Genomic DNA, 26,975 nt, shown 5'->3' on the forward strand with positions numbered 1-26,975 from the left:
CGCAACGGGCATTTGTCGCAACTAATTGTCGAAACATCGTCTTGGTATGTCACAGTTTATTGCTCCCTTGAGCAGTCAGGTGGAATGAGGACGTCCAAACATAAGAAAGGGCGATACCTCGATGACAGCGCGCACAACACCCGATCAGACCCTGGGTCTGGTCGTCACTCCGAATTTTGTAGAAGCCGAAGACATCACAGACGCGCTGCAGCGCTTCGGTTTCGTAGAGATCGTCCATTGTCGCTCTGCGACCGAGGTTGCCTCGTTGTTGGAGCAAGGACATCGTCTGCCGTCCCTCGCACTTCTGTCGTTTCATGGCGAGGACAAGGTGGCCGATCATGTGTGCAAGAGCCTGCGGGATGCGGGCGTGGGGCAGATCCTCATCAATGGCGATGCGCACCGTGCTCGGAACGTGGATGCCGTCTTCTTGCAAAGACCCTATTCGGATCAGGACCTTGACCTCTGCATCGGACACGCCGTGCAGGCCATCCGCGCAGCCAGGGATCCCGAAAGCGCGTAAGCATCACGTTGCCCCGATCATCCGATCGGGTGCGCGGTGTGCAAGTCTAGCTCTGCGGCTCGATCATCTGGGCATCGTCACCCACGAGCGCGGCGTTATCGTCGACACTTGAATAGACATTTGCCACGAAAAAGACGCCTGCGATCAGAACCACGACGCCTAGTCCGGCCAGAACAAACCAGTGTTTGCGTGTTTGCGTTTCGACATCTGTGTCGGGTGCCGACATGTATCGTCTCCTTTCGGTCATGCGTTGTTATGACAACGTCGAAAGGACGCGGGAGTTCCAACAATAATGTGCGCGACACCATTCCAACAGCCGAATGTGTTTGCCGGCTCCGTACCAAAATGCAGACCACGGTTCGGGCAATTGCCGTCGGAACGAAACCGATGGATTTGCGTTGAAGCGTAAATGATTTGCACGTCGGACCATGAAAATGACCCACAATTCGTCTTCCACTCTTGTCGAAAAGAAAAGCGAGGATGAGGCGGTAACAGAGGCGTCCGGTCTGTCGCCGCGGCTCATTTTCGAAACCATACGCAGGCATGGGGACGAGGAGCTTGGGCGGCCAATTAACACGTTGTTCTGGTCGGGCATCGCGGCTGGCATTCTCATCAGCTTTTCGGTGTTGGGAGAAGCGTATCTCCGCGCCCATTTGCCCGATACCGGCTGGCGCTACATCATTGAAAACCTGGGTTATTCCCTTGGCTTCCTGCTTGTCATACTGGGCCGGATGCAATTGTTCACCGAAAACACGATCACGACCGTCGTGCCGATGGTACTCGACCCCTGCCGATCGATATTTGCGCGTGTTGCCACGCTGTGGTCGGTCGTGCTCTTTGCGAATGTCATTGGCGCATTTCTGATTGCTCTGTTCCTGGTCTACACGCCCGCGCTCACGCCAGAGATGTTGGCCGTAGTCAACGAACTGAGTGCGCACGCGACAGGTTTCCCTGCTGTCGAAGGTTTGGTGCGCGGTATTCCCGCAGGCATTCTGATCGCCTCCATCGTGTGGATGTTGCCATCGGCCCAAAACAACGAAGTGTTGCTTATCGTCATCTTTACGTGGCTGATTGCGTTGGGCGACTTCACGCATATCGTTGCAGGATCCGTCGAAATGGCCGTTCTGGCCGTTCAAGGGATGATCAGTGCACCGCAAGCTGTGTTCGGTTTTTTCCTGCCCGTTCTGGTCGGAAACGTGATCGGCGGAACAGCCGTCTTCACGATGATGACCTACGCCCAGATCCGCCCGGAAATTGACGACGCCAAATGAAGAACGGGGCGCTTTTGGGCGCCCCGTCTTTTCTAACCATCCTTCGCGAGACTGGACTTCTCGCGATCGCTTTCTTCCATGCGCTGTTCGGTGCGGCGCTTGCTGAGATACGCCCAGACCAGAACCATTCCAAAGGTCAATGCAGGAAGGATCACGATCAGTGCTTCGATGCTCATGTCTGCTCCTTTCTTTTCTGCTTGAAAGGAAAACGCATCTTCGGACCATCAGTTCCCGATATCTGGTCCTTGAGCGCCGCCGCCGAAACATCAATTGTCCAACCGCAGATGTCCCCGTCGGTGCAATTCTACTTTTTTGAACGTCCAAAGGGGGCGATACGAAACGCTTTCGGCGTGCCGCCGTCACAGTATTGTCGCGGGTTGCGTGCCGCTTCACATGGCGTCGATATTTTGAGGTGAAGTAAAATAGGTTTTTAACTCAGATAGATAGCCCAATTTCGTGTCAAAATGATGAACGTTCCTCAAAAATCCGTTGACATGATGTACGTCCCTCAAATAGCGTTTCCCCCCAAGGTCACCGCAAACACGGGACCGATAGGGAGGATCATATGAAAAAAATGACTTCAGCCGCCGTGGGTGCGGCCTTGATGACATCTGTCAGCGTGCCAACCTTGGCCATGGCAGATGATTTGACACTCTGCTGGGCCGCCTGGGACCCGGCAAATGCATTGGTGGAACTCAGCAAGGAGTTCGAGGCCCAATCCGGCCACACCATGAACTTCGAGTTCATCCCCTGGCCCAACTTCGCCGACCGGATGCTGAACGAGCTGAACTCGGGCGGCAAGCTCTGCGACCTGCTGATCGGTGACAGCCAATGGATCGGCGGCGGCGCCGAGAACGGGCATTACGTCAAGCTGAACGACTTCTTCGACGCCGAAGGGATCAGCATGGACGACTTCGCACCCGCGACCGTCTACGCCTATTCCACATGGCCCAAGGGCACGCCGAACTACTACGCACTGCCTGCCATGGGCGACGCCAACGGCTGGTTCTACCGCGCCGACTGGTTCGCCGATGCCGACATCCAGGCTGCCTACAAGGAAGCCACGGGCGAAGACCTGCGCGAGCCGCAAAGCCAGCGCGAGATGCTGCAAATCGCCCAGTTCTTCCAGGGCCGCGAGATCGATGGCAAGACCGTCTACGGCGCGTCCATCTTCACCGAGCGCGGCTCCGAAGGGATCACAATGGGCGTGACCTCGGCGCTTTATCCATGGGGGTTCAAGTACGAGAACACTCCCGGCTCTTACGACATGGAGGGGGCGGTAAACTCTGCAGAAGCCGTCGAAGCGCTGGAATTCTACAAAGAGTTCTACGAAACCGCGACGCCACCCGGTTACACCAACTCCTACATGGGTGAATCGCTCGACGCCTTTAAGTCCGGTCAGGTCGCCATGGCGATGAACTGGTTCGCGTTCTTCCCCGGCCTCTATGCCGATCCGGACACCGGCGGGGACAAGATCGACTTCTTCGTGAACCCACCTCAGAACCAGGCCGGCTCGACGCTGGGCGGGCAGGGGATCAGCGTGGTTGCCTATTCCGACAAACAGGATGCAGCGCTTGAGTACATCAAGTGGTTTGCCAACCCCGAGGTGCAGGCCAAGTGGTGGGAGCTGGGTGGCTACTCGGCCCACAACGCGGTCCTGAACGATCCGGGCTTCAAGGACAGCGCGCCGTTCGCCGGTGACTTCCTCGAAGCGATGAACGACGTTCAGGACTTCTGGCAGGAACCGACCTATGCCGAATTGCTGCTCGCCATGCAAAAGCGCATCCACGACTATGTGGTCGCGGATCAGGGCACGGCACAGGAAGCCCTCGACAAGCTGATCGAGGACTGGACCGAAGTCTTTGAGGACGAAGGCAAGCTCTAAGTCCTCCTCCCAGGGGTGGGCAGCAATGCCCACCCCACCTCCGACCGAACCCGACCCTTTGTAGGGTGTGCAATCTGCCCACCTCACGAGAAAGCTGTGCCAGATGACAGACACCATCGCCAACCGCGCCGCCAAGGCCACGCCCCAACGCGTCGCGCGCAAGATCAAGGGACTGAGCGACCGCGCGATCGCGTGGATCTTTGTCGCCCCCACGATCTTCCTGCTGCTGGCCATCAACATCTTCCCGCTGATCTGGACGATCCAGCTCAGCTTCACCAACTACCGCGCCAACCGGCTGAACCGCGAACCGGAATTCATCGGCCTGCGCAACTACGAACGCATCCTCACGGATAGCGACATCTGGCTGAACATGCAGGCCACGGCGCACTTCCTGTTCTGGACGATCGCGCTGCAGGTGCTGATCGGCTTCACGCTGGCCTGGCTGATCAACAAGAAATTCAAGGGCAACGACCTCTGGACCACGATCATCGTGCTGCCCATGATGCTGTCGCCCGCGGTGGTCGGGAATTTCTGGAAATTCCTCTACCAGCCGCAAATCGGCCTCTTCAACTACATCGTCGCCTTCTTCACCGGCAAAGACCCCAGCAGTTTCGAAATGCTCGGCTCCGTCCAGCTTGCGCCATGGTCCATCGTCATCGTGGACACGTGGATGTGGACGCCCTTCGTCATGCTCATCTGCCTCGCCGGGCTGCGGTCGATCCCCGACTACATCTATGAGGCGGCCGAGGTCGACCGCGCCTCCAAACTCCGCCAGTTTTTCACCATCACCATTCCGATGGTGCTGCCCTTCCTGATGCTCGCCGTGCTTTTCCGCGGCATCGAGAACTTCAAGATGTTCGACCTCGTCGTCCAACTCACCGGCGGCGGCCCGGGTTCGACAACCGAACTCACCTCGATCAACCTCAAGCGCGAGGCGTTCGAAAAATGGCGCACCGGCTACGCATCCGCCTACGCCATCATCCTCTTCGTCACGGTCTTCGGCCTCGCCAGCATCTACGTCAAAGCCCTCAACAAGGTGAAGGAGCGCTGATCATGACCCGATCCACCCTTCATCTTGCCAGAAAAACTCTCGGGGGGCGGTGCGCCAGCACCGGGGGGCAGACAGCCCCCCTCCGAACCCCGACGCCCAAACCGGACCGCAGATCATGAGCGCCTATTCCGTCACTGAACCCAGCACGCGGTCCAAATGGTTCGCGGGATCGCTGGTCATCCTCTACGCGCTGATCACGATGATCCCGCTGGCATGGATCATGCTCACCGGGTTCAAGTCGCCCAGCGATGCCATCAGCTACCCGCCCAAGGTCGTATTCGAGCCCACGCTCGAAGGCTACGTGAACCTCTTCACGACCCGCACACGGCAAACGCAGGAATTCCTCGACGCCAACCCGCCGCAGAACTGGGCGGATGAGATCGTGCGCGAATACGACATGGTCATCGTCGGCCCCTCGAAGTTCGGAGAACGGTTCCTGAACTCGGTCATCATCGGCTTCGGCTCGACCTTCCTGTCGGTCTTCCTCGGCACCCTCGCGGCCTACGCTTTCTCGCGTTTCAAGATACCCTTGGCGGATGACCTACTGTTCTTCATCCTCAGTACAAGGATGATGCCGCCCATCGCCGTCGCGATCCCGATCTTCCTGATGTACCGCAACCTCGGCCTGTCGGACACGCATCTGGGCATGATCCTGCTCTACACGGCCGTGAACATCTCGCTCGCGGTCTGGCTGCTCAAGGGCTTCATCGACGAAATCCCGCGCGAGTACGAAGAAGCGGCCCTGATCGACGGCTACACGCGGTTCCAAGCGTTCTATAAAGTGGTGCTGCCGCAAGCCGCCACCGGCATCGCCTCAACGGCTATCTTCTGCCTGATCTTCGCCTGGAATGAATACGCCTTCGCGGTGCTGCTCACCTCGGCCACGGCCCAGACGGCACCGCCCTTCATCCCCACGATCATCGGCGTCGGCGGCCTCGACTGGCCGGCAGTCGCGGCAGGGGCTACGATCTTCCTGTTGCCCGTCATGATCTTCACCATCCTGCTGCGCAAACACCTGCTGCGGGGCATCACATTCGGAGCGGTGCGCAAATGATCCGCCTATGTCCAACCACAACATCTTGGTGCACCGGGGGGGTGCATGGGGGGTGCACAGGGGGTGTACGGATGGTGTACGGATGTCACCCCCCTCGTTTCAGCCAATCGGAGGGCACGTCATGCGCACATTCCTGACCGGCCTCATGCGCCTGCGCCGCGGCCCGTGGGAGATGCTGGCCACCATCATCATCGCGCTCGGGGTCTTCATGCTGATGCAGCCCTTCGTCCTCTGGGCCTTCACCTATTCCTTCATCACGACGCTGGTGGGCACCGTCATGTTCATCGTCGTCAGCCACTTCCCGGAAGGTGAGTAATGGCCGAGATTGTCATCAAGAACGTCCGCAAAGAATTCGGCGATTTCATCGCTGTGAAAGAGTCGAGCTTCACGATCGAAGACGGTGAATTCTTTATGCTTTTGGGCCCCTCAGGCTGCGGCAAAACCACCACCTTGCGCATGATCGCGGGTCTCGAATTGCCCACGAGCGGCGAGATCTTTCTCGACGGCGAAGAGATCGGCCAGCGTCCCCCGTCGGAACGCGATATTGCTTTTGTTTTCCAGATGTTCGCCCTCTATCCTCACATGAACGTCTACAAGAACCTCAGCTACCCGCTGGTCAGCCAGGGCATGCCCCGCGCGCAAGTCCGGGCCAAGGTGGACGAGGTCGCAACAATCCTCGGCATCAAGGACATCCTCAAGAAACCCGTGGGCGGCCTGTCCGGCGGCGACCGGCAACGGGTTGCGCTCGGTCGCGCCATCGTTCGTGAACCCAAAGCGTTCATGATGGACGAACCCCTCGGCGCGCTCGACGCCGAATTCCGCGAACACATGGCGGAGGAGTTGCGCGCCCTCCATGACCGCATGGGGGCCACCACGGTCTACGTCACCCACGACCAGCTCGAAGCGATGCAGATGGGCGACAAGATCGTCGTGATGAACAACGCCGTTGTCGAACAGTTCGGCAAACCGCAGGACATCTACGACATGCCTGCCACCATGTTCGTAGCGGACTTCATCGGCTCACCGTCCATGAACTTCCTGAATTTTCAGGGAAAAGTCGCGAAAGGCGAAGAGTTGGTCACGCTTGCGGACCAAACGATGAGCGTGCCGACCTTGCGCGAAGGGGCTTCGGGCGATCTCGTCTTCGGCGTCCGCCCGGAACATATCAATCTGTCCGATGATGGCGCTTATCGTGGCAAAATCCTCGCCACTGAATACCTCGGAACGACCCAAATCATCACGCTCGACACGCCCAACGGAGAGGTGAAGGCACGCATCGCCTCCGACCAGCTCGCGACGGTGGGCGAGACGGTGGGCCTCGGCTTCAACGCCAAGACGGTGACCCTGTTCGACAAGGCCACGGGCCGCGCCCTGCGCTCAGAACTGAACGAAGGAGTGCTCGCCCATGGCTGAGGTGCAACTGACCGGCGTGTCCAAATCCTTCAAGACCACGCAAGCGGTTATCGACATGGACCTGACCATTCCCGACGGCGCTTTTGTCGTGCTGCTGGGACCCACTGGCGCAGGCAAGACCACGACCCTGCGCCTGATTGCTGGGCTGGAGAAACCGGACACCGGTGACATCAAGATCGGCGGCACATCCGTGACCAATCTGACCCCCGCACAGCGTGATGTGGCGATGGTGTTTCAGCAGTATTCCCTCTACCCACACATGTCCGTACGCGACAATCTCGCCTTTCCTCTGCGCTCGCCCATTCTCAAGACGCCCGAGGGTGAAATAGCACGCAAAGTCAATGAGGTGGCCGAAGTTCTTCATATCCCACATAAACTCGACAACAAGGCGACCGAGCTGTCGGGTGGCGAGATGCAGCGTGTCTCCATCGGGCGCGCGCTGGTGCGCGATCCGCAAGTCTATCTGATGGACGAACCGCTCAGCTCACTCGACGCCAAGCTGCGCGCTGACCTGCGGGTCGAGTTGAAACGTATTCACGCGGAACTGGCGGCAACACTGCTCTACGTGACCCACGACCAGATCGAAGCGATGACGATGGCCACCCATGTGGGTGTGCTCGATGAAGGGCGGCTCGTGCAGTTTGGCACGCCGCGCGACATCTACGAAAACCCGCGCACAGCTTATGTGGCGGCGCGTTTGGGCCAGCCTCGGATCAACCTGCTGCCCGTTGGTCTGATGGGTGAGGATGCCCCCGCAGGCGCCCATCAGGTCGGACTACGGCCTGAAAATATCCGACACGGTGCGGGCCGCGATGCGCAGGTGGTGCGGGTGGAGCACCTCGGCGACCAGACCCGGCTGCACCTGAAAGTGGCTGACCACGACGTCATCACCCTGACCGATCCACACACGACGCTCGAGGCCGGCGAGACCATCCAGATCGCCCCGGAAAATCCTGTGTTTTTCGATGCTTCCGGCGCACGGATCACCTGAGAAAAGGACAAGCACATGGCACAATTCGTCAATGCGAAAGAGGATCTGGTCAAGGAAGCCATCGACGGGCTTCTGGCCTGCTCGGGTGGCGCACTGGCGCGGCTGGATGGCTATCCGCACATCAAGGTGGTCTACCGCACGGACTGGGCGCGCGACCGGGTGGCGCTGATCTCGGGCGGTGGCTCGGGGCACGAACCCGCCCATGCCGGTTTTGTTGGTCCCGGAATGTTGACAGCAGCGGTCTGCGGCGAGGTGTTTGCCTCGCCTTCGGTCGAGGCCGTACTCGCGGGCATTCTGGCCGTTACGGGCGAGGCGGGGTGCCTGCTGATCGTCAAGAATTACACCGGCGACCGGCTGAACTTCGGCCTGGCCGCCGAGCGGGCGCGCGCACTGGGCCGAAAAGTCGAGATGGTGGTCGTCGATGATGACATCGCGCTGCCCGACCTGCCGCAGCCGCGCGGCGTCGCGGGCACGCTCTTCGTGCACAAGATTGCGGGCGCCATGGCCGAGGCAGGCAAGCCTCTGGAAGAGGTCGCCGACGCTGCCCGGCGCATCATCGCCAGCGTGGTCTCCATCGGCACCAGCCTCGACACATGCACCGTGCCCGGTTCACCGAAGGAGAACCGCATCCCGGCGGGCAAAGCCGAACTGGGTCTTGGTATTCATGGCGAACCGGGGGTGGAGCAGGTGGATTTCACCGGTGCGTCCCAGGCGATGAACACCGTGCTTGAAAAATTGCGCGAGCACGCCGGGCAGGGGCCGTGCGTGGCCCTTGTGAACAATCTTGGCTCGACCACACCGCTTGAAATGTCGGTGCTCAGCCACGGGCTTGCGCAGTCCGGCATCGCCAGCCACGTGATCGGCCCCGCACCGATGATGACTTCGCTCGACATGCACGGGTTTTCCGTGTCTGTGCTACCGGTGGGCGCCGATGATCTCGAAGCGCTGGCGACACCTGTCCCGATGGCAGCATGGCCCGGCCTCCAGGGGTTGGTCGATGTGCCGGTAACGCCGCTGCCAGACGGCCTCACCCCAATCGAGCCAATCCCTTCGGCCAATGCGCAGACGCGGGATATCATTGCGCAGGTGGCCGATGCGCTGATCGCTGCCGAAGGAGACCTGAACGAACTCGACGCCAAGTCCGGCGACGGGGACACGGGCAGCACGTTGGCCACCGCCGCGCGGGCGCTCAAGGATCGGCTTGATGCGATGCCGCTGGCCGACCTGACACAGCTTTTCCCGGCCCTCGGAAACGAGTTGAGCCAAACCATGGGCGGGTCTTCAGGCGTGATCCTCGCCATCTATTTCAACGCGGCAGGCGACGCCTGTGCTGGTGGTGCGCCGGTGCACAAGGCGCTGGCGGAAGGGCTGAAGCGGGTCAGTGATGTGGGCGGTGCCAAGGTCGGGGACCGGACGATGATCGACGCACTGGCGCCCGCTTTGGATGCGCTACCGGGGGGCATCGACGCCTCTGCCGCCGCCGCACGCGCGGGCGCGGACAGCACGGCGCAGATTCACCGTGCAAAGGCGGGCCGGGCGGCATATGTCCCGTCGGACAACCTCAAAGGGCACAACGACCCGGGGGCGGAAGCCGTGGCGCTGGTTTTTGAAGGGTTGGCAAAGGCCATGAAAGGGTAGGCACATTTGAACAAACAGGACACGAAGAGCGGCCTGAAACCGACCGTCAATGACATTGCCCGCGTGGCGGGTGTGTCGCTGGCGACGGTTGACCGTGTCCTGAACGCGCGCCCCGGCGTGCGCTCTGTCACCATCGACAAGGTGAACAAGGCGATTGCCGAGTTGGGCTATGTCCGCGACACGGCGGCGGCCAACCTGGCGCGGGGGCGTGTCTATAACATGCTGTTCATTCTGCCGGACACGGACAACGAGTTTGTCGTGGCGCTGGATGCGCATGTGACCGAACAGGGCGCAAAGCTGCGCCATCAGCGGACGACATTGGACACCGTGCGTGTGCCGCCCTTCGATCCGCAGGCCATCGTTCAGGCGCTCGACAGCGTGGATGCCACGCGGACGGACGGTGTGGCCGTCTTCGGGCCGGAAACTCCGTCGGTGCGGGACGCCGTCAAGCGCGCGCGGGCACGCGGAATTGTAGTCGTGGCCCTTGTTGCTGATCTGCCAAGTTCGGACCGCGACCACTTCATCGGTGTGGACAACGTGGCCGCTGGCCGGACAGCCGCGCATCTCATGGGCCGCTTTGCCAAACGGGGCGGGCGGGTGCTTGTCATCACGGGCTCGCGGCTTGCGCGGGACCACCTGGAGCGGCGCAAGGGCTTTGACGCCGTCATGTCGGACCGTTTTCCGGAGCTGGATGTTGTTGCCAGCATCGAGGGGCGGGACGATCCCGAGTTGATCCGCAGGATGCTGCCGGAGGTCTTTGCGTCCTATCCGGACCTCTGTGGCATCTACTCGTCTGCAGCAGGCAATCCGGGGCTGATCCAGTATCTGAGTGACAATCCGCATCCCGGTCTCGTCGTCGTTGCGCACGAGCTGACGCCGACCTCGCGCACCGCCTTGGAGCAGGATGTGTTTGATGCCATCATCTCTCAGGACACGGGCCATCTGGTGCGTTCTGCCGTGCGGCTGATGAAGGCCACGGCGGACCGCCAGCCCATTGATCACACGCAGGAACGGATCCGCATCGACATCTATTTGAAGGAAAACATGCCGTCCCCATAGCGGCATGAAGGGAGGAGACATCATGAAAACCATCAAGGGCCCGGCGCTGTTTCTGGCGCAGTTCGCAAGTGACGAGGCGCCGTTCAATTCGTGGGACGCGATCACCAAATGGGCGGCTGAGTGCGGCTACAAAGGCGTGCAGGTCCCCAGCTGGGACGGGCGTCTGTTCGATGTGATGAAGGCCGCGGGCTCGCAGGACTATTGCGATGAGTTTCTTGGGGTGGCGCGCGAGAACGGGGTCGAAGTGACCGAATTGTCGACGCACCTGCAGGGGCAGCTTGTGGCCGTGCATCCGGCTTATGACAGCGCGTTCGACGGGTTTGCCGCAGAAGAGGTGCGCGGCAATCCCAAGGCGCGGCAGGAATGGGCGGTGGAGCAGGTGAAATACGCCCTGTCCGCCTCATCCCGCATGGGGATCAAGGCGCACGCGACCTTCTCCGGCGCTTTGGCGTGGCCTTACATCTACCCGTGGCCGCAGCGCCCGGCGGGTCTGATCGAAGCGGCTTTTGACGAGTTGGCAGCGCGCTGGCGTCCGATCCTGGATCACGCGGAGGAGATGGGCGTCGATGTCTGCTATGAAATCCACCCCGGCGAAGACCTGCACGACGGTGTGACTTTCGAGATGTTCCTGGAGCGTTTGGACAACCATCCGCGCTGCAACATGCTCTACGATCCCAGCCACTATGTGCTGCAATGCCTTGATTACCTAGACAATATCGATATCTACAAGGATCGCATTCGCATGTTCCACGTTAAGGATGCGGAGTTCAATCCGACCGGGCGGCAGGGCGTCTATTCCGGCTATCAAAGCTGGGTGGATCGAGCCGGACGGTTCCGCAGCTTGGGTGACGGGCAGGTGGATTTTGGGGCTGTGTTTTCGAAGATGGCCGCCAACGACTTTGACGGTTGGGCTGTAGTGGAATGGGAATGCTGCCTGAAGCACCCCGAAGATGGCGCACGCGAAGGGGCGCAATTCGTCAAGGATCACATCATTCGCGTGACCGAACGTGCGTTCGATGACTTCGCTGACGGTGGCACGGACGAGGCAGCGAACCGGAAGATGCTGGGCATAGACGACTAAGCGTTGGCGCTTGTGGCAGATCGGCCCTTCGGGGAGGATTTTTTTGAAACAGGGAAGAGGGACGGTTGCGCTGACATGCCGACCGGGAGGATGACATGAGCCGGATCAAATTGGGTATGGTGGGTGGCGGCAATGACGCCTTTATCGGAGCGGTGCACCGTATCGCAAGCCGCATTGATGATCGTTTCGAATTGGTAGCGGGGGCGTTGAGTTCGACGCCAGAGAAGTCGCAGGCCAGTGGTGAGGCGCTGGGCCTGCCGCGTATTTACGACGACTTCAAGCAGATGGCGCAGCGTGAGGCGCGGCGGAAGGATGGCATCGATGCGGTCAGCATCGTGACGCCCAACCATGTGCACTACGCCGCCGCGCGCGAGTTTCTGAAGCGTGGCATTCACGTCATTTGCGACAAGCCGCTCACCTCGACCCTGGCAGACGCCAAGAAGCTGGTGAAGGCAGCCGAAGATAGCGATGCGCTGTTTATCCTGACCCACAATTACACGGGCTACCCGATGGTGCGGCAGGCGCGTGAGATGGTTGCAAATGGCGATATTGGCGCCATTCGGGTGGTGCAAGTAGAGTATCCGCAGGATTGGCTGACGGTCGAGCAAGACTTCAAGCAGGCCGAGTGGCGGACGGATCCGGCGCGCTCGGGTGCGGGTGGGTCTACGGGTGACATTGGCACGCACGCCTTCAACCTTGCTTGTTTCATCACCGGGCTCGAGGTCGATAGCCTCGCCGCCGATCTGACAGCCTTTGTTCCTGGACGGCAGGTGGATGACAACGGCCACGTCATGTTGCGCTTTGACGGCGGGGCCAAAGGAATGCTGTGGTGCAGCCAGGTGGCGCCTGGGAACGAGAACGCGCTGCGCATCCGGGTCTATGGCGACAAGGGCGGGTTTGAATGGGCGCAGGAGGATCCGAACTACCTGTGGCACACGCCTTTTGGTGAACCCAAGCGCCTGATCACGCGCAATGGGGCGGGGGCAGGTGATGCAGCGGCGCGTGTCTCGCGTATCCCGCCGGGTCACCCCGAAGGATATCTTGAGGGCTTTGCCAACATCTACACCGAAGCGGCGGACGCGATCATGGCGGCCAAGGCGGGACAGGGCGTGCCTGCTGACGTGCTCTATCCGACCGTCCATGACGGGTTGAAGGGCGTGCAATTCGTGTCGGCTTGCGTCAAGTCCTCGGCCCGGAACGCGGCTTGGGTCAAGCTCGACCACTAACAATAGGGGCCATGGGGCGGCTTGACCCGCCCCGGGCCTTGCCATATCTGAGGCATCGGAGCTGCGGGCGTTGTGTAGTGGTAAGACCTTAGCCTTCCAAGCTAATGACGCGGGTTCGATTCCCGCCGCCCGCTCCAAACCTTCCCCATGCGCCGCCCTGTCCACTTGACCAGACTGCACTGGTACATGCATGTGCGGGATTGAGTAGTTTCCGGAGACCGCATGGCCGACCAGACGACCGCCGCCGCACCGCCCAACCCGGGCACGGAAGAGCGCGAAAAATCCAAGCAGATTGGCGCCTTGCGCGCGCTTTGGCCCTTTGTTGCGCCCTATTGGAAGCTCATGTGCGCGGCGATTGCAGCGCTCGTGTCGACGGCCATCGTGTCGCTGACGCTGCCCCTGGCTGTCCGCCGGGTGGTGGACAATTTCAATACCGAGCATTCGGAAATCCTCGATCTCTATTTTCTTGCCGCCATCGGCATAGCTGGGCTTTTGGCCATCGGCACCGCCGTTCGATACATGCTTGTCACGCGGCTCGGCGAACGGGTCGTTGCCGACATCCGCAAGGCCGTTTTCGACCGCGTGATCGGCATGTCGCCCAGTTTCTATGAAAACATCATGACGGGCGAGGTTTTGAGCCGGATCACCACCGACACCACGCTGATCTTGAGCGTGATTGGCTCGTCCATCTCCATCGCCCTGCGTAACGTGTTGATTTTTATCGGCGGTTTGATCCTGATGCTGCTGACGTCTGCCAAACTGACGGGGCTTGTTCTGCTGATCGTGCCTGCTGTCGTGGTGCCGATCCTCGTGCTCGGGCGGCGCCTGCGCGTGTTGAGCCGCGAGAACCAGGACTGGATTGCTGCTTCGTCCGGCAGTGCCTCGGAACAGTTGAGCGCCGTGCAGACGGTGCAGGCCTTCACCCACGAGGCAACCAGCCGAGCGATGTTTTCGGACGTGACGGAGTTGAGCTTTGGTTCGGCCCGTCGTCGGATCGCGGTGCGGGCCTTGATGACTGCCATCGTGATCTTCCTTGTGTTTGTCGGGATTGTCGGGGTGCTGTGGATTGGTGCGAACGATGTCCGGTCGGATGTGATGACCATGGGCGCGCTGATCCAGTTCGTGATCTACGCTGTGATGGTGGCCGGGGGCGTGGCGGCTCTGTCAGAAATCATCGGAGAATTGCAGCGCGCGGCCGGTGCGACGGAGCGATTGGTGGAGTTGTTGCAGGTCGAGGATGCGGTGCAAGATGTGGCTGCACCAGCACCTGTGCCATCGCCGGTCAAGGGGCATATTCAGTTCGAGGATGTACGCTTTGCCTATCCCGCGCGGCCCGGGATCAATGCGCTGGATGGTGTGACGCTCGACATTCAGCCGGGTGAAACGGTCGCCTTTGTCGGTCCGTCCGGGGCTGGGAAAACGACGATTATTCAGATGCTTCTGCGGTTCTACGATCCCCAGGACGGGCGGGTTTTGCTGGACGGTGTGGACGTTGCCGAGATGGCGCGCGAGGCATTCCGCCAACAGATCGCGCTTGTGCCACAGGATCCGATCATCTTTGCCGCATCTGCCGCCGAAAACATCGCCTTCGGGCGACCGGGTGCCACTGCGGCAGAGATACAGGCCGCGGCGCAGGCGGCCGCGGCGCATGAGTTCATCAGTGCGTTGCCGCAGGGGTACGACAGCCCGCTCGGTGAACGTGGCGTAATGCTGTCCGGTGGACAGAAGCAGCGTATCGCCATTGCGCGTGCGATCCTGCGGGATGCGCCGGTCCTGCTGCTGGACGAAGCGACAAGCGCGCTGGATGCAGAAAGCGAGCGTGCGGTGCAGGAGGCGGTGGATACGCTAGCGCAGGGGCGCACGACGCTGATCGTGGCGCACCGTCTCGCCACCGTGAAGATGGCGGACCGGATTGTCGTCCTCGATCAGGGGCGCATCGTGGCCCAGGGGCCGCATCACCAGCTTGTGGCCGAAGACGGTCTCTATGCCCGTCTCGCGCGATTGCAGTTCACGGATGGGGTCGCCGCCGAGTAGCGCGTACATACAGCTTTGACCCAAGGTCACCCGATCTGACGCCGCGTCCGACCGGACGCTGACCCCTTGCAATGCTTGAACATTGCGGCAATCCACCGCATCTTGTTGGACGAGGGATCAATGCGCCAACACGAATAAATACATGGCGCTACAGGGAGGAAGACCATGACATATGCCGGGTTCGCGGACCGCGATGCCATTGAAAACGAAATGCCATGGGAAGAGCGTGACGTCGCCAAGACCCTCTTTGGTATGCTCAGCAACACGGCTGAAAAGTTCCCCAACCACAACGCTGTCAGCTTCCAGATATTCTCGGATCCGAAGTCCAAGGCCGAGACGCTGAACTGGACCCAATTGCAAGGCCGTACCGCGCAATGCGCCAACATGTTGCGCAGTCATGGTATCGGACCGACAGATGTCGTGGCCTATGTTCTGCCCAATGCGACCGAGACCATCGTGACACTGCTGGGCGGTGCGACCGCTGGCATCGTGAACCCCATCAATCCGCTGCTGGATGCCGAGCAGATCGGTGCCATCCTGCGCGAAACAAATGCCAAGGTCCTTGTCACCCTGCGCGCGTTCCCCAAGACGGACGTGGCGCAGAAGATGTCCGAGGCGGTCAAGCTGGCGCCCAACGTCAAGACCGTGCTCGAGGTCGATCTGCTGGGCCACGTGTCGGGTCTCAAATCCTTCATCATCCCGCTGATCCGTCCGAAGATGGAAAAGGCGCCGGGCGTCACCTATCTGGACTTCAACGCCGAATGTGCCAAGCAGCCGACCACGCTGCAATTTGAGGACGTGCAGGAAGATCGCGTTGCCTGTTACTTCCACACGGGCGGCACAACCGGCATGCCGAAGGTCGCGCAGCACAAGTATTCGGGCATGGTCTACAATGGCTGGGTCGGGGCGACCACGCTTTTGACCGCCGAAGATAACATATTGGCGCCATTGCCACTTTTCCATGTGATGGCGGCGCATGTGTTGTTGTTGGGTGCGGTTGCATCCGGCGCGCACTGCGTTTTCCCGACGCCTCAGGGCTACCGGGGCGAGGGTGTGTTCGACAATATCTGGAAGCTGACCGAGCGCTGGAAGATCACCTTCATCGCCTCCGTTCCCACGGCTATTGCGGCGATGATGCAGCGCCCGATCGATGCCGATATCGGCACGGTGAAGTCCACGTTCTCCGGTTCGGCGCCGCTGCCGCAGGAACTGTTCAGGCGCTATGAAAGTGCTGCCGGCGTCGAGATCGTCGAAGGCTATGGCATGACCGAGGCGACCTGTCTCGTGTCCGGCAACCCCATCGACGGCGAGAAGAAAATCGGGTCCGTTGGCATCCCGTTCCCCTACACCGAGGTCAAGATCTACAAGGGTACTCCCGAGGGCCCGATCGAGGCCGGTGTGGACGAGATCGGCGAGATCTGCGTCAGCAATCCAGGGGTCTGGCCGGGCAATACATACACCGAGGCGGATAAGAACAAGGACTTGTTCTACAATGAAAAATTCCTGCGCACGGGCGACCTGGGCCGCCGCGATGCGGACGGGTATCTGTGGATCACGGGGCGCGCCAAGGACCTGATCATTCGCGGTGGTCACAACATTGATCCTGCCGAGATCGAAGAGGCATTGCTTGGCCACGAGGCCGTCGCCTTTGCCGGAGCCATCGGGCAGCCAGACCAGCATTCGGGCGAGGTGCCGTGTGCTTATGTCGAGCTTGTCGACGGGGCCAGCGTGACGCCGGATGAGCTGATGGCGTTCTGCAAGGAGCATGTGCACGAGCGGGCGGCGCAGCCTAAGCACATGACCATTATGGACGAGTTGCCGAAAACGGCGGTTGGCAAGATCTTCAAACCCGACCTGCGGAAAGAAGCCATCACCCGCATCTACAATGCGGCGCTGAACGATGCCGGGTTGAAGGCGGAGATTGTGGCCGTGACCGATGACAAGAAGCGTGGGCTGGTGGCGCAAGTGGTTGCCAATGGCGAGAGCGAGACCGCGATCCAGACGGTGCTGGGCGACTTTGTCCGGCCCTGGGAAATGTCGTCGGAGGCGATGGCGGCCGAGTAATCCTTAACGCACCGTGCGGTGCGCTGTGAGACCGGGGAAGGCGCGAAACTGCGAAGTTTGTCGCGCCTTCTGCACATTTTGGGGCCTGTGAATGCACCCGATTTCGGGGTGGATTTGGCAAACTGCGATATTTGGTCGTGAAACTGCGCATTTTGGGGCGCTGTGGCCGGTTAAGCTTCTGTTCACATGTGCAGTGCCGTTAACCTTTCTGCCGGGCCGTTAACGGGCGGGTCATCTTTGCCGTGACATGACAGAGACGTGAGCGGTCTTGGCCGCTGTTTCGCAGTAGGGTTGTCGGACAACATCTGCGAACGAGAGAGCCCATGCCAAAGTCCAAGAAACGCGCAAAGGCGGTTGCGCCGTCGCCCGCACCCTCCGGCGGCGTATCGCGCCGGTCACTCCTTGGCGGTGGGGCTGTTGCCTCTGCCGTTGTGCTTGGGGGTGGGTTTTGGGGCGTGAGTTCGTTTCGGTCCTATGCGGCGGAGCACGACCTGACCCGCGTGGGCAAGGGCGATCTGGCCATCGTGCAGATCCATGATCCGCAATGTCCGACCTGCACGGCCTTGCAGAAACAGACGCGGCGGGCGCTGCGTGATTTTGACGACTGCGGGATGGCGTATCTGGTGGCGGACATCAACACACCCGAGGGAGCCGCCTTTGCCCGGCGGTTCAATGCGCCGAATGTGACGCTTTTGCTGTTTGACGGGCAGGGGGCGTTACAGCGTCGGGTGCAGGGTATGCAGCAGGCGGCGGATCTGGCGCAGGTGTTTGCGGCGCACAAGGCGGCGGTTTGAACGAAGCGTCTCGGGCACGGAATCAAGCCGAAGGCGCCGTGCCAGCGCCGGCTCGTCCCGGCGGGCTGCCGCTACCTATCCGTTGGGGCGCAGCAGGACTGTCATAGGCAAATGACAACGGTAAAGTGCACTGAAAGGGCGGTGGGGCGGCAGCCCACGGGCCGCCCCTGGCAGGGCTTCGGTTAGCTTAGAAACGGCTTGGCCTGCATCGTGTCCGGGATGTCTGCGCCGAGGCGATGCAGGATGGTGGGCGCGAGTTGCAACTGGTCGATGACGGTGTCCGCGTCCGGCCCCGTTGCGTCCCCGAAATAGTAGAGCGCCGTCTCCTGCTGCAGCGCGCCGCGCCCGCCGTGGTGGCCGCGTTCGTCCTGTCCGTGGTCGGCGGTCACGATCACTTCGTACCCCATGTCGCGCCAGCGCGGAATGAAGGGGGCCAGCATTTCGTCCATGACGAAACAGGCAGCGTCCATTTCCTGGCTTTCGTGGAAGAAGCGGTGGCCCATGCTGTCGAGTGTGCAGGTGTGCAGCATCCCGTAGCTGAGGTCGAAGCGGGCGCAAAGGTTCGTGAGCGTGCCGAAGAGGTCCACGTCTGAGGGCGTCATCTGATTGTTGGCGCCGTAGCCCGTCATAGTGTGGAAGCGCCCGTGGTTGATCGTGTCGCTGTCCGGCTCGTCGTATTCGATGTCGCGGGTGACATCGAACGGGTGACGGTTGAAGAATTCGGACCAGAAGGAGTGGGCGACGGCCCCGGTGGTGCCGCCTGTCTTACGGACCTGACCGAAGACATCCGGGTGCGTCAGGCGAAAGACGTTGCCGTTGCCGGTGCAGCCGTGTTCGGCAGGTGTGACACCGGTATGGATCGAGGCATAGCAGGAGGCGGAGATCGACGGGATGACGCTGCGGTGCGTCCATGTCTGGGCGTCACCGCTGTCCACCCATCCTTCGAGATTGCCGAAGAGGCGGCGGAAATTGCGCAGCGGTACGCCGTCGAGGATGATCAGCAGGAGTTTGTTGGTCATGGCAGGCCCCCTTCGTGTCAGGGCACTGTAGGCATACGGGCGTGACGGGACCAAGACACAGTTGTGCAGGTCAGGTTGCGAAATTGGTGGGTGGGCCGGGGCGGACGCGCTTTGCCCTTGGCAAAGACGCCCCGCCCGCCGTCCCTTAGTTGCCGGCGCTTTCCATCTTGCGGTTGGCGATCACGTCTTCGAGCCAGCCGAGTTTCATTTCCGGCACCGAGCTGAGCAGGAGGTCGGTGTAGTCGTCATAGGGGGGCGTGAGCACTTCGGACTTGGTGCCGTAGCGCTGGACCTTGCCCTGGTACATCACCGCGATGCTGTCGGAGATCGCTTTGACCGTGGCGAGGTCATGGGTGATGAAGAGGTATGCCACGTCCTCGATCTTTTGCAGGTTCAGGAGCAGTTTGAGGATGCCGTCTGCAACGAGCGGGTCGAGGGCTGATGTGACCTCATCACAGATGATCAGTTTGGGTTTTGCGGCGAGCGCACGGGCGATGCAGACGCGCTGTTTCTGGCCGCCTGAGAGTTCTGCCGGGTAGCGGTCCTGGAAGCCTTTTCCCAGCTCGATTTCGTCCAGCAGTTCCTGGATGCGTTTTTGTTTTTCGACGCCTTTGAGCCCGAAGTAGAATTCGAGGGGGCGTCCGATGATCGTGCCAACAGTTTGGCGCGGGTTCATGGCGGTGTCGGCCATCTGGTAGATCATCTGCAGCTCGCGCAAGTCTTCGATGCTGCGGGAGGGTTGGTCGGGGCTGAGCGTGCGGCCTGCGAAGGTGATCTTGCCGGCCGTGGGGGGCAGGAGGCCCGTGATCACCCGTGCGAGGGTGGATTTGCCGGAGCCGGATTCCCCCACCACCGCCAGTGTCTGACCCGGGCTGATGTCGACGCTGACATCGTGCAGCACGTCGAAGCTGGTGCCCTTGTAGCGGGCGGTGATCCCTTCGACGCGCAGGACGGGTTCGGTGGGTTGTTTTTCCTCGTGCGTGATCGAGCGGACGGAGACGAGCGCCTTGGTGTAGTCTTCCTGCGGCGCGTTGATGATCTGATCGGTGGTGCCGTATTCGACCATGCGCCCATGGCGCAGCACCATGATATGGTCAGAGACCTGCGCCACCACGGCGAGGTCGTGGGTGATGTAGAGCGCGGCCACGCCGGTGTCGCGGATCGCGTCCTTGATCGCTTTGAGCACGTCGATCTGCGTGGTGACGTCGAGCGCCGTGGTGGGTTCGTCGAACACCACGAGGTCGGGTTCGGGGCAGAGGGCGAGCGCCGTCATGCAGCGCTGGAGTTGGCCGCCGGAGACCTGGTGCGGGTAGCGGGTGCCGATCGTGTCTGGGTTGGGGAGGCCGAGTTTCTTGAACAGTTCCACCGCACGTTTCTGGGCTTGGGATTTGGTGAACTTGCCCTGGCCCACGGCGGCCTCGATCACCTGTTCCATGATCTGCTTGGCCGGGTTAAAGGAGGCGGCGGCGGATTGGGAGACGTAGGTCACTTCTGCGCCGCGCAGTTTGCGGATGTCCTTGAGCGGGGCTTTGAGCACGTCGCGGCCATTGACCTCGACCGAGCCGGCGGTGAGTTTCACGCCGCCGCGCCCATAGGCCATGGAGGCGAGGCCGATGGTGGATTTGCCCGCGCCACTCTCGCCGATCAGTCCCAGCACCTTGCCCGGTTCGACGTCGAAGTCGACGCCGTGCACGATGTCGATGTCGTGCGGTTTTTCCCCCGGCGGATAGACTGTGGCGCCGATTTTGAGGCCGCGGACTTTGAGGAGTGGTGTGGTCATGGTTGCATATCCCCGGGGCTCTGCCCCGGACCCCGAAGTATTTTCAGCCAGAAGAAAGGAGGTGTCATCCGCGGCCCCCTTTGAGAGACGTGGTGCGGTTGAGGATCCAGTCGGCGATGAGGTTGACGCTGATCGCCAGCGTGGCGATGGCGACCGCCGGGTAGAGGGCGGCGCCGATGCCGAAGTTGATACCTTCCTTGTTCTCTTTCACGATGCCGCCCCAGTCCGCGAGCGGGGGTTGCACGCCAATGCCGAGGAAGGAGAGTGTCGAGATGAAGAGCACCATGAAGATGAAGCGCAGACCCATTTCGGCGACGAGGGGCGAGAGCGCGTTGGGGAGGATTTCGCGGAAGATGATCCAGCCGAGCTTTTCGCCCCTGAGCCGGGCGGCTTCGACGTAGTCCATGACCGAGATGTCCACCGCGACGGCGCGGGCGAGGCGGTAGACGCGGGTGGAATCGAGCAGGCCCATGATGACGATCAGGGTGACCACCGTGGCCTCGATGCTCGACAGGATGACGAGGGCGAGGATCAGGGATGGGATCGACATGAAGAGGTCGACGAGGCGTGACATGACCTGATCCACCCAGCCGCCGGAGACGGCGGCCAGGAAGCCGAGGACGGAGCCTGTGGTGAAGCTGAGGATCGTGGCGGCGGTGGCGATGAAGATCGTGGTCTGGCCGCCAAAGATCATGCGGGTGAGCAGGTCGCGCCCGATCTGGTCGGTGCCGAGCCAATGGGCGGCTGACGATGGCTCCCACACGTCGCCCACGGTTTCGGCCATGCCGTAGGGGGCGATGAGCGGCGCGAAGAGCGCGGCGAGGAAGTATGTGCCGGTGATGATGAGGCCGAGGGCGGCGGAGAGGGGGATGTTTTTTAGCATAGTGTTTTTCGATCAAACATCACTTGTTGCCCATCGAAGGGTAGTGTTGGTTGAAGACAAGCTCGACTGTGCCGTCCACGGAGGCCCAAATCATGCGTTCCATCTTTTGGGCAAGGCCGAGATACGGTGTCGACTTGCGCGCGGAGAAGATTTCGCAGGTGTTGTTGAGGCAAAATGCTTTCAACGCGTCAGCGTGGGAGCTGTAAATGATAGGATGAAGAATATGCCGGTGGTTGCTTTGGGTGTAAAACCAGCCGTCATCTTTTTTGGTAGCGATCTTAAAACCCTTGTTCTCAAGCTTGGTGATGAGAGCCTTCGTGTCTCTACCAGTGTATTTGGCCGCTGCATTGTTCACAGCAGAATGGTTGTACCAAAATACGAACGCCGCAATTGGCAGAACCAGGATCGAAACAAAGATATAGCCAGCGATCCGCATTATTTTGGATGCCTTAGTCTTGGGTTGGCCAAGATCGACACAACGTCCGCCACAATATTCAAGATGATATACACGGCAGCGAAGATCACACCGCAGGCGAGCACAACCGGCACGTCCCGTTTGACGACCGCGTCCACCAGGTATTGGCCCATGCCGGGGTAGGCGAAGACGACCTCGACCACCACGACGCCGACCACCAGATAGGCGAGGTTGATCATCACCACGTTCACGATGGGTGCGATGGCGTTGGGGAAGGCGTGGCGGTAGATGACCTTGAACGTGGTCAGGCCCTTGAGCTCAGCGGTTTCTATGTAAGCTGATTGCATCACGTTCAGGATCGCAGCCCGTGTCATGCGCATCATATGGGCCAGTACCACCAGCGTCAGCACGGCCACGGGCAGGGAGATGGCGTGGAGTTGCTCCAGGAGCGGCATGCCGGGGCTGATCGAGGCGAAGGATGGGGCCCAGAACAGTTTGACCGCGAAGAAGAAGACAAGGATGTAGGCGATCATGAACTCGGGCAGCGAGATCGAGGCGAGCGTGACGCCCGAGATCAGCTTGTCAGGCCAGCGGTTCTGGAACCGCACGGCGATGAGACCCAGAAGGATGGCCAGCGGCACCGAGATGATGGAGGCCCAGAAGGCGAGGAACAGGGTCGATGACATGCGCCGGGCGACCTGATCCGCGATGGGCAGGTTGTTGGTGAGCGCGTTGCCCATGTCGCCCGTGACGATCCCGCCAAGCCATTCGAAGTAGCGGGTGAGGGCAGGGCGGTTCAGGCCCATTTCCTCGCGCAGGTTGGCGAGGCTTTCGGCGGTGGCGGCCTGGCCGAGGATGGCCTGGGCTGCGTCACCGGGCAGGATTTCGGTCAGGCCGAACAGCAGAGCGGAGGCGGCGACCAGCAGGATCAGGCCAAGGCCGAGGCGCTGCAGGACAAGTGTCAGGATGGGGTGCATGAAAGGTCGGTTCTTGGGGGTGCGCCTGTGGGCGCGAAAATCTGCGACACGCAACGAAAAACCGCGCCCGGACGGACCGGGCGCGGTTTATTCAGGTTACGCTTTCCAGGTTTTCTTGAACGCGTACCAGTTCATTTGCGGGCCGTTCGGGTCGCTTTCCCAACCCTGGACCTTGGTCGAGACCGCATCGACAAAGTCGTTGAACATGGGCACCATCAGGCCGCCCTCTTCGTTCAGCATGCGGCCCATTTTCGAGTAGATCTCTTTCCGCTTGGCCTCGTCCAGTTCGGCGCGGGCTTCGAGCAGCATCGCGTCGAACTCGGGGCGCTTCCAGCGGGTGTCGTTCCAGTCCGCGGTCGACAGATAGGCCGTGGTGTACATCTGGTCTTGCACCGGGCGACCGCCCCAGTAGGAGCAGCAGAAGGGCTGTACGTTCCAGACCTCGGACCAGTAGCCGTCGTTCGGTTCGCGCTTGATTTCCAGCGGGATGCCTGCGGCTTGGCAGGATTGCTGGAAGAGCGCTGCGGCATCAACCGCACCGGGGAAGGCGCCGTCGGCTGTGCGCAGGATGATGGGCGAGCCATCGTGGCCGGACTTCTTGTAGTGCTCGGCCGCTTTTTCCAGATCGAATGTCCGCTGCGGGATCGTGTCGTCAAAGAGCGGGTAGGCCGCGTTGATCGGCATGTCGTTCCCGATGGAGCCGTAGCCCTGCAGGATCTTTTCGACCATTTCCTCGCGGTTGAGCGCGTGTTTCAGGGCCAGCCGCAGCTCGTTTTCGTCAAACGGGGCGGTGTCGATATGCATGATGAAGACGTAGTGGCCGCGACCGGCTGTGGACAGCACGTCCACGGTGGGCGCGCGGTCGAGCAGTTTGGCGATCTTGGGTTCGACCCGGTTGATCGTATCGACCTGGCCAGACTGCAGGGCGGCGGTGCGGGCGGTGGCGTCGTTCAGCACGATGACTTCGACGGTGTCGTAGTGGGCCGTGACCGTCTGGTCGCCGCCCCAGTAATCGTCGCGCCGCTTGGCGACCATGCGCACGCCGGGCTCATCGCTTTCCAGTGTGTAAGCGCCAGTGCCGATGGCGGCGGCGGGGTCGTCAAAGCCGCCACCCGGCTGGATCATCAGGTGGTAGTCGGCCATCAGGTAGGGCAGGTCGGCGTTGCCCACGGCGAGCGTGACTTCGAACACGTCACCATCGGTGCGCATCGACTCGATGCCTTGCACGATGCCGAGCGCGCCGGATTTGGATTCTTCGTTGGAGTGGCGCTCCATTGTTTTCATCACGTCTTCTGCGGTGACGGCCTGACCGTTGGAGAAGGTGATGCCCTGGCGCACCTTGAAACGCCATGTCTTGGCGTCTGCGGACCCTTCCCAGCTTTCGGCGACGAGGCCGGTGAGAGAGCCATCGGCTTCGACCTCGACCAGACCTTCGCCCCAGAGCTGGCCGCCCGCGATTGGCACGTCGGAAGCCCATGTGGCCGGGTCCTGGCTGTTGGTGGACTCGCCGCCCTGCACACCCATCTTGAAGGTGCCGCCCGCGACAGGGGCTGCCTTGGCTGGGGTGGCGAGCATCGAGGTTGCAGCGGCGGCGGATATGCCGAGGGCCGCGGCGCGTGCCATGAAGTCGCGGCGCGTCATCGTCCCTGCCGCCACCTTTGCGGACAGGTGTTTCAATTCGTTAGACATCGGTTTCTCCCGGTTGGTCCCCTGCGCCTTGGCGGCGCGTTTTTTTGATTACACCGTTAGCGTACGCATTTGATGATACCCTTCAAGGGGGAATCCTGAGGCATGCACGGCTTCGTGCGTGGGTTGCCGCCGTCAGAGCAGGTCTCGGGCGATCTTGTCGGTGATCTCCTGGTGGTAGATCCGGGTGTCGTTTTCGAAGGCTTCCATTGATGCGCTGAGGTGGAAATGGGTGGCGTCCGACCACATGGCACAGCGGGCTTCGGTGCGGAGCCGTGTGCCGTCGCGCTCCAGCTCGTCCGTCCAGTGGCAGGTGCCGCGCGCGGACAGCGGGTCGTCCGGGTGGATGTCCCAGCGCTCACGGGCGATGGAGCCGGTGATGAGGCCGTGGTCGAGGTCGCGGAGTTTGCCGAAGTCGTCTTCGATCACCAGTGAGGTGATGCCGGTGACCATATCGGTTTCCTGGCGGCGCGTGTGGGTTTCGGGGCGGAGCTCTTCGGTCTGCCAGGGGGGTGCTGCATCAGGCGGTGGGAAGGTCCAGTCGCCGGCGGTTGTTAAGGAGTCTATACTTATGGAGCCGCCGTGCAGTGTGACCGTTGCAGCTTCTGGCGCGGGCCAGATCAGGGGCCAGTAGGCGGTCGAGATTGCTACGCGGATACGGTGGCCCGCAGGCACCGTGTAGGCGATGTGGTCGAGCGGCAGGCGGATCGTCTCTTGCTGGCCCGGCGCAAGCGGTCGGCCAAGATGTTTGGCGAGGTTCAGAACGCCGTAGGTGATCCGGGTGGAGGCGCCATCAGGGTGGACATGGTTCAGACGCACGGCGATGTGGGCGACGGGTTGGTCGGCGCTGAGGGTCAGGCGGATGACGGGCGCGCCTGTGATGGACAGGTCGCTGTCGAGCGGCGCGCTGTCGAAGCAGGCGCTGAGCGCGTCGTCGCGCCTCTGATCGCCGGGCAGTTCGGGGCCGAGCCAGATGGCGCAGTATTCCCCGGCATCGGTGCCTGTGTCCTGGGGTGACGCCACCGCGCGGTGCAAGCTGCCTTGGTCCGGTTCGAGCCCATTGTCGGTCAGAAACCAGGTGCGCTCTTCGCTTTGTGCGTCGGCGAGCCAACGCCCGGGGCGGTTGGTGTACCATGTGGCGGGGCGCACGCCGTCCATCAGGTAGCTGCGCAGGGCGGGATCATCCTCGACCCCCGTGTCTGTCCCCTTTAGCCAACGGTCCCACCAGCGCAGCGCCTCCTGCAGAAAGCCGATGCGGGGTTCGGGCACGGCGAAGTGGGGATACTTGTGCACCCAAGGGCCAAGGATGCCTTTTGCGCCGGGGATGTTTTCGACGACCTGGGGTACGGCGTTCTTGTATGAATCCCCCCAACCGCCGATGGCGAGCACCTTGGCCTTGATCGTGTCGTAGCTTTCGCAGACGGAGCCGTGTTTCCAATAGTCATCCCGGCTCTGGTGGCGCAGCCAGACCGAAGGCAGGAAGGGTTCGTTCTCGAGCCGCTCCAGCCACATCTCGCGCCAATCGGGGCGCAGGGCGGGATCGGGCGCGCGGGAGGAATAACTCCACATCGTCGCCCCCCAGCCGAGGTTCTCATTCAGCAGGCAGCCGCCTTTGAAGTGGATGTCATCCGCAAACCGGTCGACGGTGGAGCATAGCGTGATGATGGCCTTGAGCGGTTCGGGTGCCAAAGCGGCCACCTGCAGGCTGTTGAAGCCACCCCAGCTGATGCCCATCATGCCGACATTGCCATTGCACCACGGCTGAGCGGCGGCCCAGGTGATCACCTCTACCGCGTCATCCAGTTCCTGCTGGGTGTACTCATCCTGCATCAGCCCATGGCTGTCGCCATCGCCGCGCATGTCCACCCGCAGGCAGGCATAGCCGCGCTGGGCAAAGTAGGGATGGGTGAGCGCATCGCGGGCGCAGGTGCCGTCGCGCTTGCGGTAGGGCAGGTATTCCAGAATGACCGGTACCGGATCGACGGCGGCGTCCACGGGTCGCCACATGCGGACGGACAGGCGCGTGCCATCGCTGAGGGTGATGCCCAGATCGGGCTGCTCTTCGATCTCGCGCAGTGTGTTTTGCATCAGGGCAAGGTGGGCGGCGGCGTGCATTGCTGTCAAGCGGGGTCGG

General features: G+C 61.5%; 24 protein-coding genes and 1 tRNA gene. 16 read left to right on the forward strand and 9 right to left on the reverse strand.

What is annotated here, in order from left to right; all coding sequences use genetic code 11:
- The first annotated feature begins 121 nt into the window (after nucleotides 1–121).
- On the forward strand, nucleotides 122–520 hold the full coding sequence (locus KUV51_RS14860; protein ID WP_218463160.1) for a hypothetical protein: 399 nt from the start codon (nucleotides 122–124) through the stop codon (nucleotides 518–520).
- A gap of 46 nt (nucleotides 521–566) precedes the next feature.
- On the opposite strand, the gene KUV51_RS14865 is transcribed toward KUV51_RS14860, so the two are convergent.
- Nucleotides 567–746, reverse strand: a complete 180-nt coding sequence (locus KUV51_RS14865) for a hypothetical protein (protein WP_218463159.1) — start codon at nucleotides 744–746, stop codon at nucleotides 567–569.
- Nucleotides 747–948: 202 nt separating this feature from the next.
- On the opposite strand from KUV51_RS14865, the gene KUV51_RS14870 reads away from it, so the two are divergent.
- Nucleotides 949–1,791 (forward strand): formate/nitrite transporter family protein, encoded by an 843-nt coding sequence (locus KUV51_RS14870; RefSeq protein ID WP_370630853.1) that lies wholly within the window; start codon nucleotides 949–951, stop codon nucleotides 1,789–1,791.
- Nucleotides 1,792–1,823: 32 nt separating this feature from the next.
- Here KUV51_RS14870 and KUV51_RS14875 read toward each other — a convergent pair whose 3' ends face one another.
- Complete coding sequence (locus KUV51_RS14875) at nucleotides 1,824–1,967, reverse strand: hypothetical protein (RefSeq protein ID WP_218463157.1); 144 nt, start codon at nucleotides 1,965–1,967, stop codon at nucleotides 1,824–1,826.
- Nucleotides 1,968–2,365: 398 nt separating this feature from the next.
- Here KUV51_RS14875 and KUV51_RS14880 point away from each other — a divergent pair, with 398 nt between their 5' ends.
- The 14 genes from KUV51_RS14880 to KUV51_RS14945 all read left to right on the forward strand — a co-directional run bounded on the left by KUV51_RS14880 (nucleotide 2,366) and on the right by KUV51_RS14945 (nucleotide 18,081).
- A complete protein-coding gene (locus KUV51_RS14880; protein WP_370630887.1) occupies nucleotides 2,366–3,676 on the forward strand; it encodes an ABC transporter substrate-binding protein in 1,311 nt (436 codons plus the stop codon).
- 103 nt (nucleotides 3,677–3,779) lie between these two features.
- Nucleotides 3,780–4,727 (forward strand): carbohydrate ABC transporter permease, encoded by a 948-nt coding sequence (locus KUV51_RS14885; protein WP_218463155.1) that lies wholly within the window; start codon nucleotides 3,780–3,782, stop codon nucleotides 4,725–4,727.
- Nucleotides 4,728–4,842: 115 nt separating this feature from the next.
- Nucleotides 4,843–5,781, forward strand: a complete 939-nt coding sequence (locus KUV51_RS14890; protein ID WP_039682756.1) for a carbohydrate ABC transporter permease — start codon at nucleotides 4,843–4,845, stop codon at nucleotides 5,779–5,781.
- A gap of 121 nt (nucleotides 5,782–5,902) precedes the next feature.
- On the forward strand, nucleotides 5,903–6,097 hold the full coding sequence (locus KUV51_RS14895) for a hypothetical protein (RefSeq protein ID WP_218463154.1): 195 nt from the start codon (nucleotides 5,903–5,905) through the stop codon (nucleotides 6,095–6,097).
- Nucleotides 6,097–7,194 (forward strand): ABC transporter ATP-binding protein, encoded by a 1,098-nt coding sequence (locus KUV51_RS14900; protein ID WP_218463153.1) that lies wholly within the window; start codon nucleotides 6,097–6,099, stop codon nucleotides 7,192–7,194. Before KUV51_RS14895 ends, KUV51_RS14900 begins: the two co-directional genes overlap by 1 nt.
- Nucleotides 7,187–8,185, forward strand: a complete 999-nt coding sequence (locus KUV51_RS14905) for an ABC transporter ATP-binding protein (protein WP_218463152.1) — start codon at nucleotides 7,187–7,189, stop codon at nucleotides 8,183–8,185. The genes KUV51_RS14900 and KUV51_RS14905 overlap by 8 nt, the downstream gene beginning before the upstream one ends.
- A 15-nt stretch (nucleotides 8,186–8,200) precedes the next feature.
- A complete protein-coding gene (locus KUV51_RS14910) occupies nucleotides 8,201–9,823 on the forward strand; it encodes a dihydroxyacetone kinase subunit DhaK (protein ID WP_218463151.1) in 1,623 nt (540 codons plus the stop codon).
- Nucleotides 9,824–9,829: 6 nt separating this feature from the next.
- On the forward strand, nucleotides 9,830–10,882 hold the full coding sequence (locus tag KUV51_RS14915) for a LacI family DNA-binding transcriptional regulator (protein WP_218463150.1): 1,053 nt from the start codon (nucleotides 9,830–9,832) through the stop codon (nucleotides 10,880–10,882).
- 22 nt (nucleotides 10,883–10,904) lie between these two features.
- Nucleotides 10,905–11,963 carry a sugar phosphate isomerase/epimerase family protein gene (locus tag KUV51_RS14920; RefSeq protein ID WP_222522393.1) on the forward strand — a complete coding sequence of 353 codons (1,059 nt, stop codon included), beginning with the start codon at nucleotides 10,905–10,907 and terminating at the stop codon, nucleotides 11,961–11,963.
- Between the two features lie 95 nt (nucleotides 11,964–12,058).
- The gene (locus KUV51_RS14925; protein WP_218463148.1) at nucleotides 12,059–13,189 is read left to right on the forward strand and encodes a Gfo/Idh/MocA family protein; all 1,131 of its coding nucleotides are present in this window, start codon (nucleotides 12,059–12,061) and stop codon (nucleotides 13,187–13,189) included.
- Between the two features lie 63 nt (nucleotides 13,190–13,252).
- A tRNA-Gly gene (locus KUV51_RS14930) sits at nucleotides 13,253–13,326 on the forward strand.
- A gap of 85 nt (nucleotides 13,327–13,411) precedes the next feature.
- Nucleotides 13,412–15,223 carry an ABC transporter transmembrane domain-containing protein gene (locus KUV51_RS14935; RefSeq protein ID WP_218463147.1) on the forward strand — a complete coding sequence of 604 codons (1,812 nt, stop codon included), beginning with the start codon at nucleotides 13,412–13,414 and terminating at the stop codon, nucleotides 15,221–15,223.
- Between the two features lie 165 nt (nucleotides 15,224–15,388).
- Nucleotides 15,389–17,287 (forward strand): acyl-CoA synthetase, encoded by a 1,899-nt coding sequence (locus KUV51_RS14940; RefSeq protein ID WP_218463146.1) that lies wholly within the window; start codon nucleotides 15,389–15,391, stop codon nucleotides 17,285–17,287.
- A gap of 323 nt (nucleotides 17,288–17,610) precedes the next feature.
- On the forward strand, nucleotides 17,611–18,081 hold the full coding sequence (locus KUV51_RS14945; protein ID WP_222522394.1) for a hypothetical protein: 471 nt from the start codon (nucleotides 17,611–17,613) through the stop codon (nucleotides 18,079–18,081).
- A gap of 182 nt (nucleotides 18,082–18,263) precedes the next feature.
- Here the strand turns inward: KUV51_RS14945 and KUV51_RS14950 are convergent, their stop codons facing one another.
- The 7 genes from KUV51_RS14950 to KUV51_RS14980 form a co-directional block, all read right to left on the reverse strand.
- Nucleotides 18,264–19,100, reverse strand: coding sequence for an alkaline phosphatase family protein (locus tag KUV51_RS14950; protein WP_218463144.1), 837 nt, complete (start codon nucleotides 19,098–19,100; stop codon nucleotides 18,264–18,266).
- A gap of 145 nt (nucleotides 19,101–19,245) precedes the next feature.
- Nucleotides 19,246–20,880: an ABC transporter ATP-binding protein gene (locus KUV51_RS14955; protein ID WP_218463143.1), complete on the reverse strand. Its 1,635-nt coding sequence runs from the start codon at nucleotides 20,878–20,880 to the stop codon at nucleotides 19,246–19,248.
- 64 nt (nucleotides 20,881–20,944) lie between these two features.
- Nucleotides 20,945–21,763 carry an ABC transporter permease gene (locus tag KUV51_RS14960; protein WP_218463142.1) on the reverse strand — a complete coding sequence of 273 codons (819 nt, stop codon included), beginning with the start codon at nucleotides 21,761–21,763 and terminating at the stop codon, nucleotides 20,945–20,947.
- Nucleotides 21,764–21,782: 19 nt separating this feature from the next.
- A complete protein-coding gene (locus KUV51_RS14965; RefSeq protein WP_218463141.1) occupies nucleotides 21,783–22,199 on the reverse strand; it encodes a hypothetical protein in 417 nt (138 codons plus the stop codon).
- Nucleotides 22,199–23,155 carry an ABC transporter permease gene (locus KUV51_RS14970; RefSeq protein ID WP_218463140.1) on the reverse strand — a complete coding sequence of 319 codons (957 nt, stop codon included), beginning with the start codon at nucleotides 23,153–23,155 and terminating at the stop codon, nucleotides 22,199–22,201. Before KUV51_RS14970 ends, KUV51_RS14965 begins: the two co-directional genes overlap by 1 nt.
- A gap of 96 nt (nucleotides 23,156–23,251) precedes the next feature.
- Entirely contained in the window at nucleotides 23,252–24,844 is a 1,593-nt protein-coding gene (locus tag KUV51_RS14975; RefSeq protein ID WP_218463139.1) for an ABC transporter substrate-binding protein, read from the reverse strand.
- A gap of 132 nt (nucleotides 24,845–24,976) precedes the next feature.
- Complete coding sequence (locus KUV51_RS14980) at nucleotides 24,977–26,929, reverse strand: CocE/NonD family hydrolase (RefSeq protein ID WP_218463138.1); 1,953 nt, start codon at nucleotides 26,927–26,929, stop codon at nucleotides 24,977–24,979.
- Nucleotides 26,930–26,975: the final 46 nt, after the last annotated feature.

It is taken from the genome of Tateyamaria omphalii, assembly GCF_019802125.1.
Taxonomy (GTDB): domain Bacteria; phylum Pseudomonadota; class Alphaproteobacteria; order Rhodobacterales; family Rhodobacteraceae; genus Tateyamaria; species Tateyamaria omphalii_B.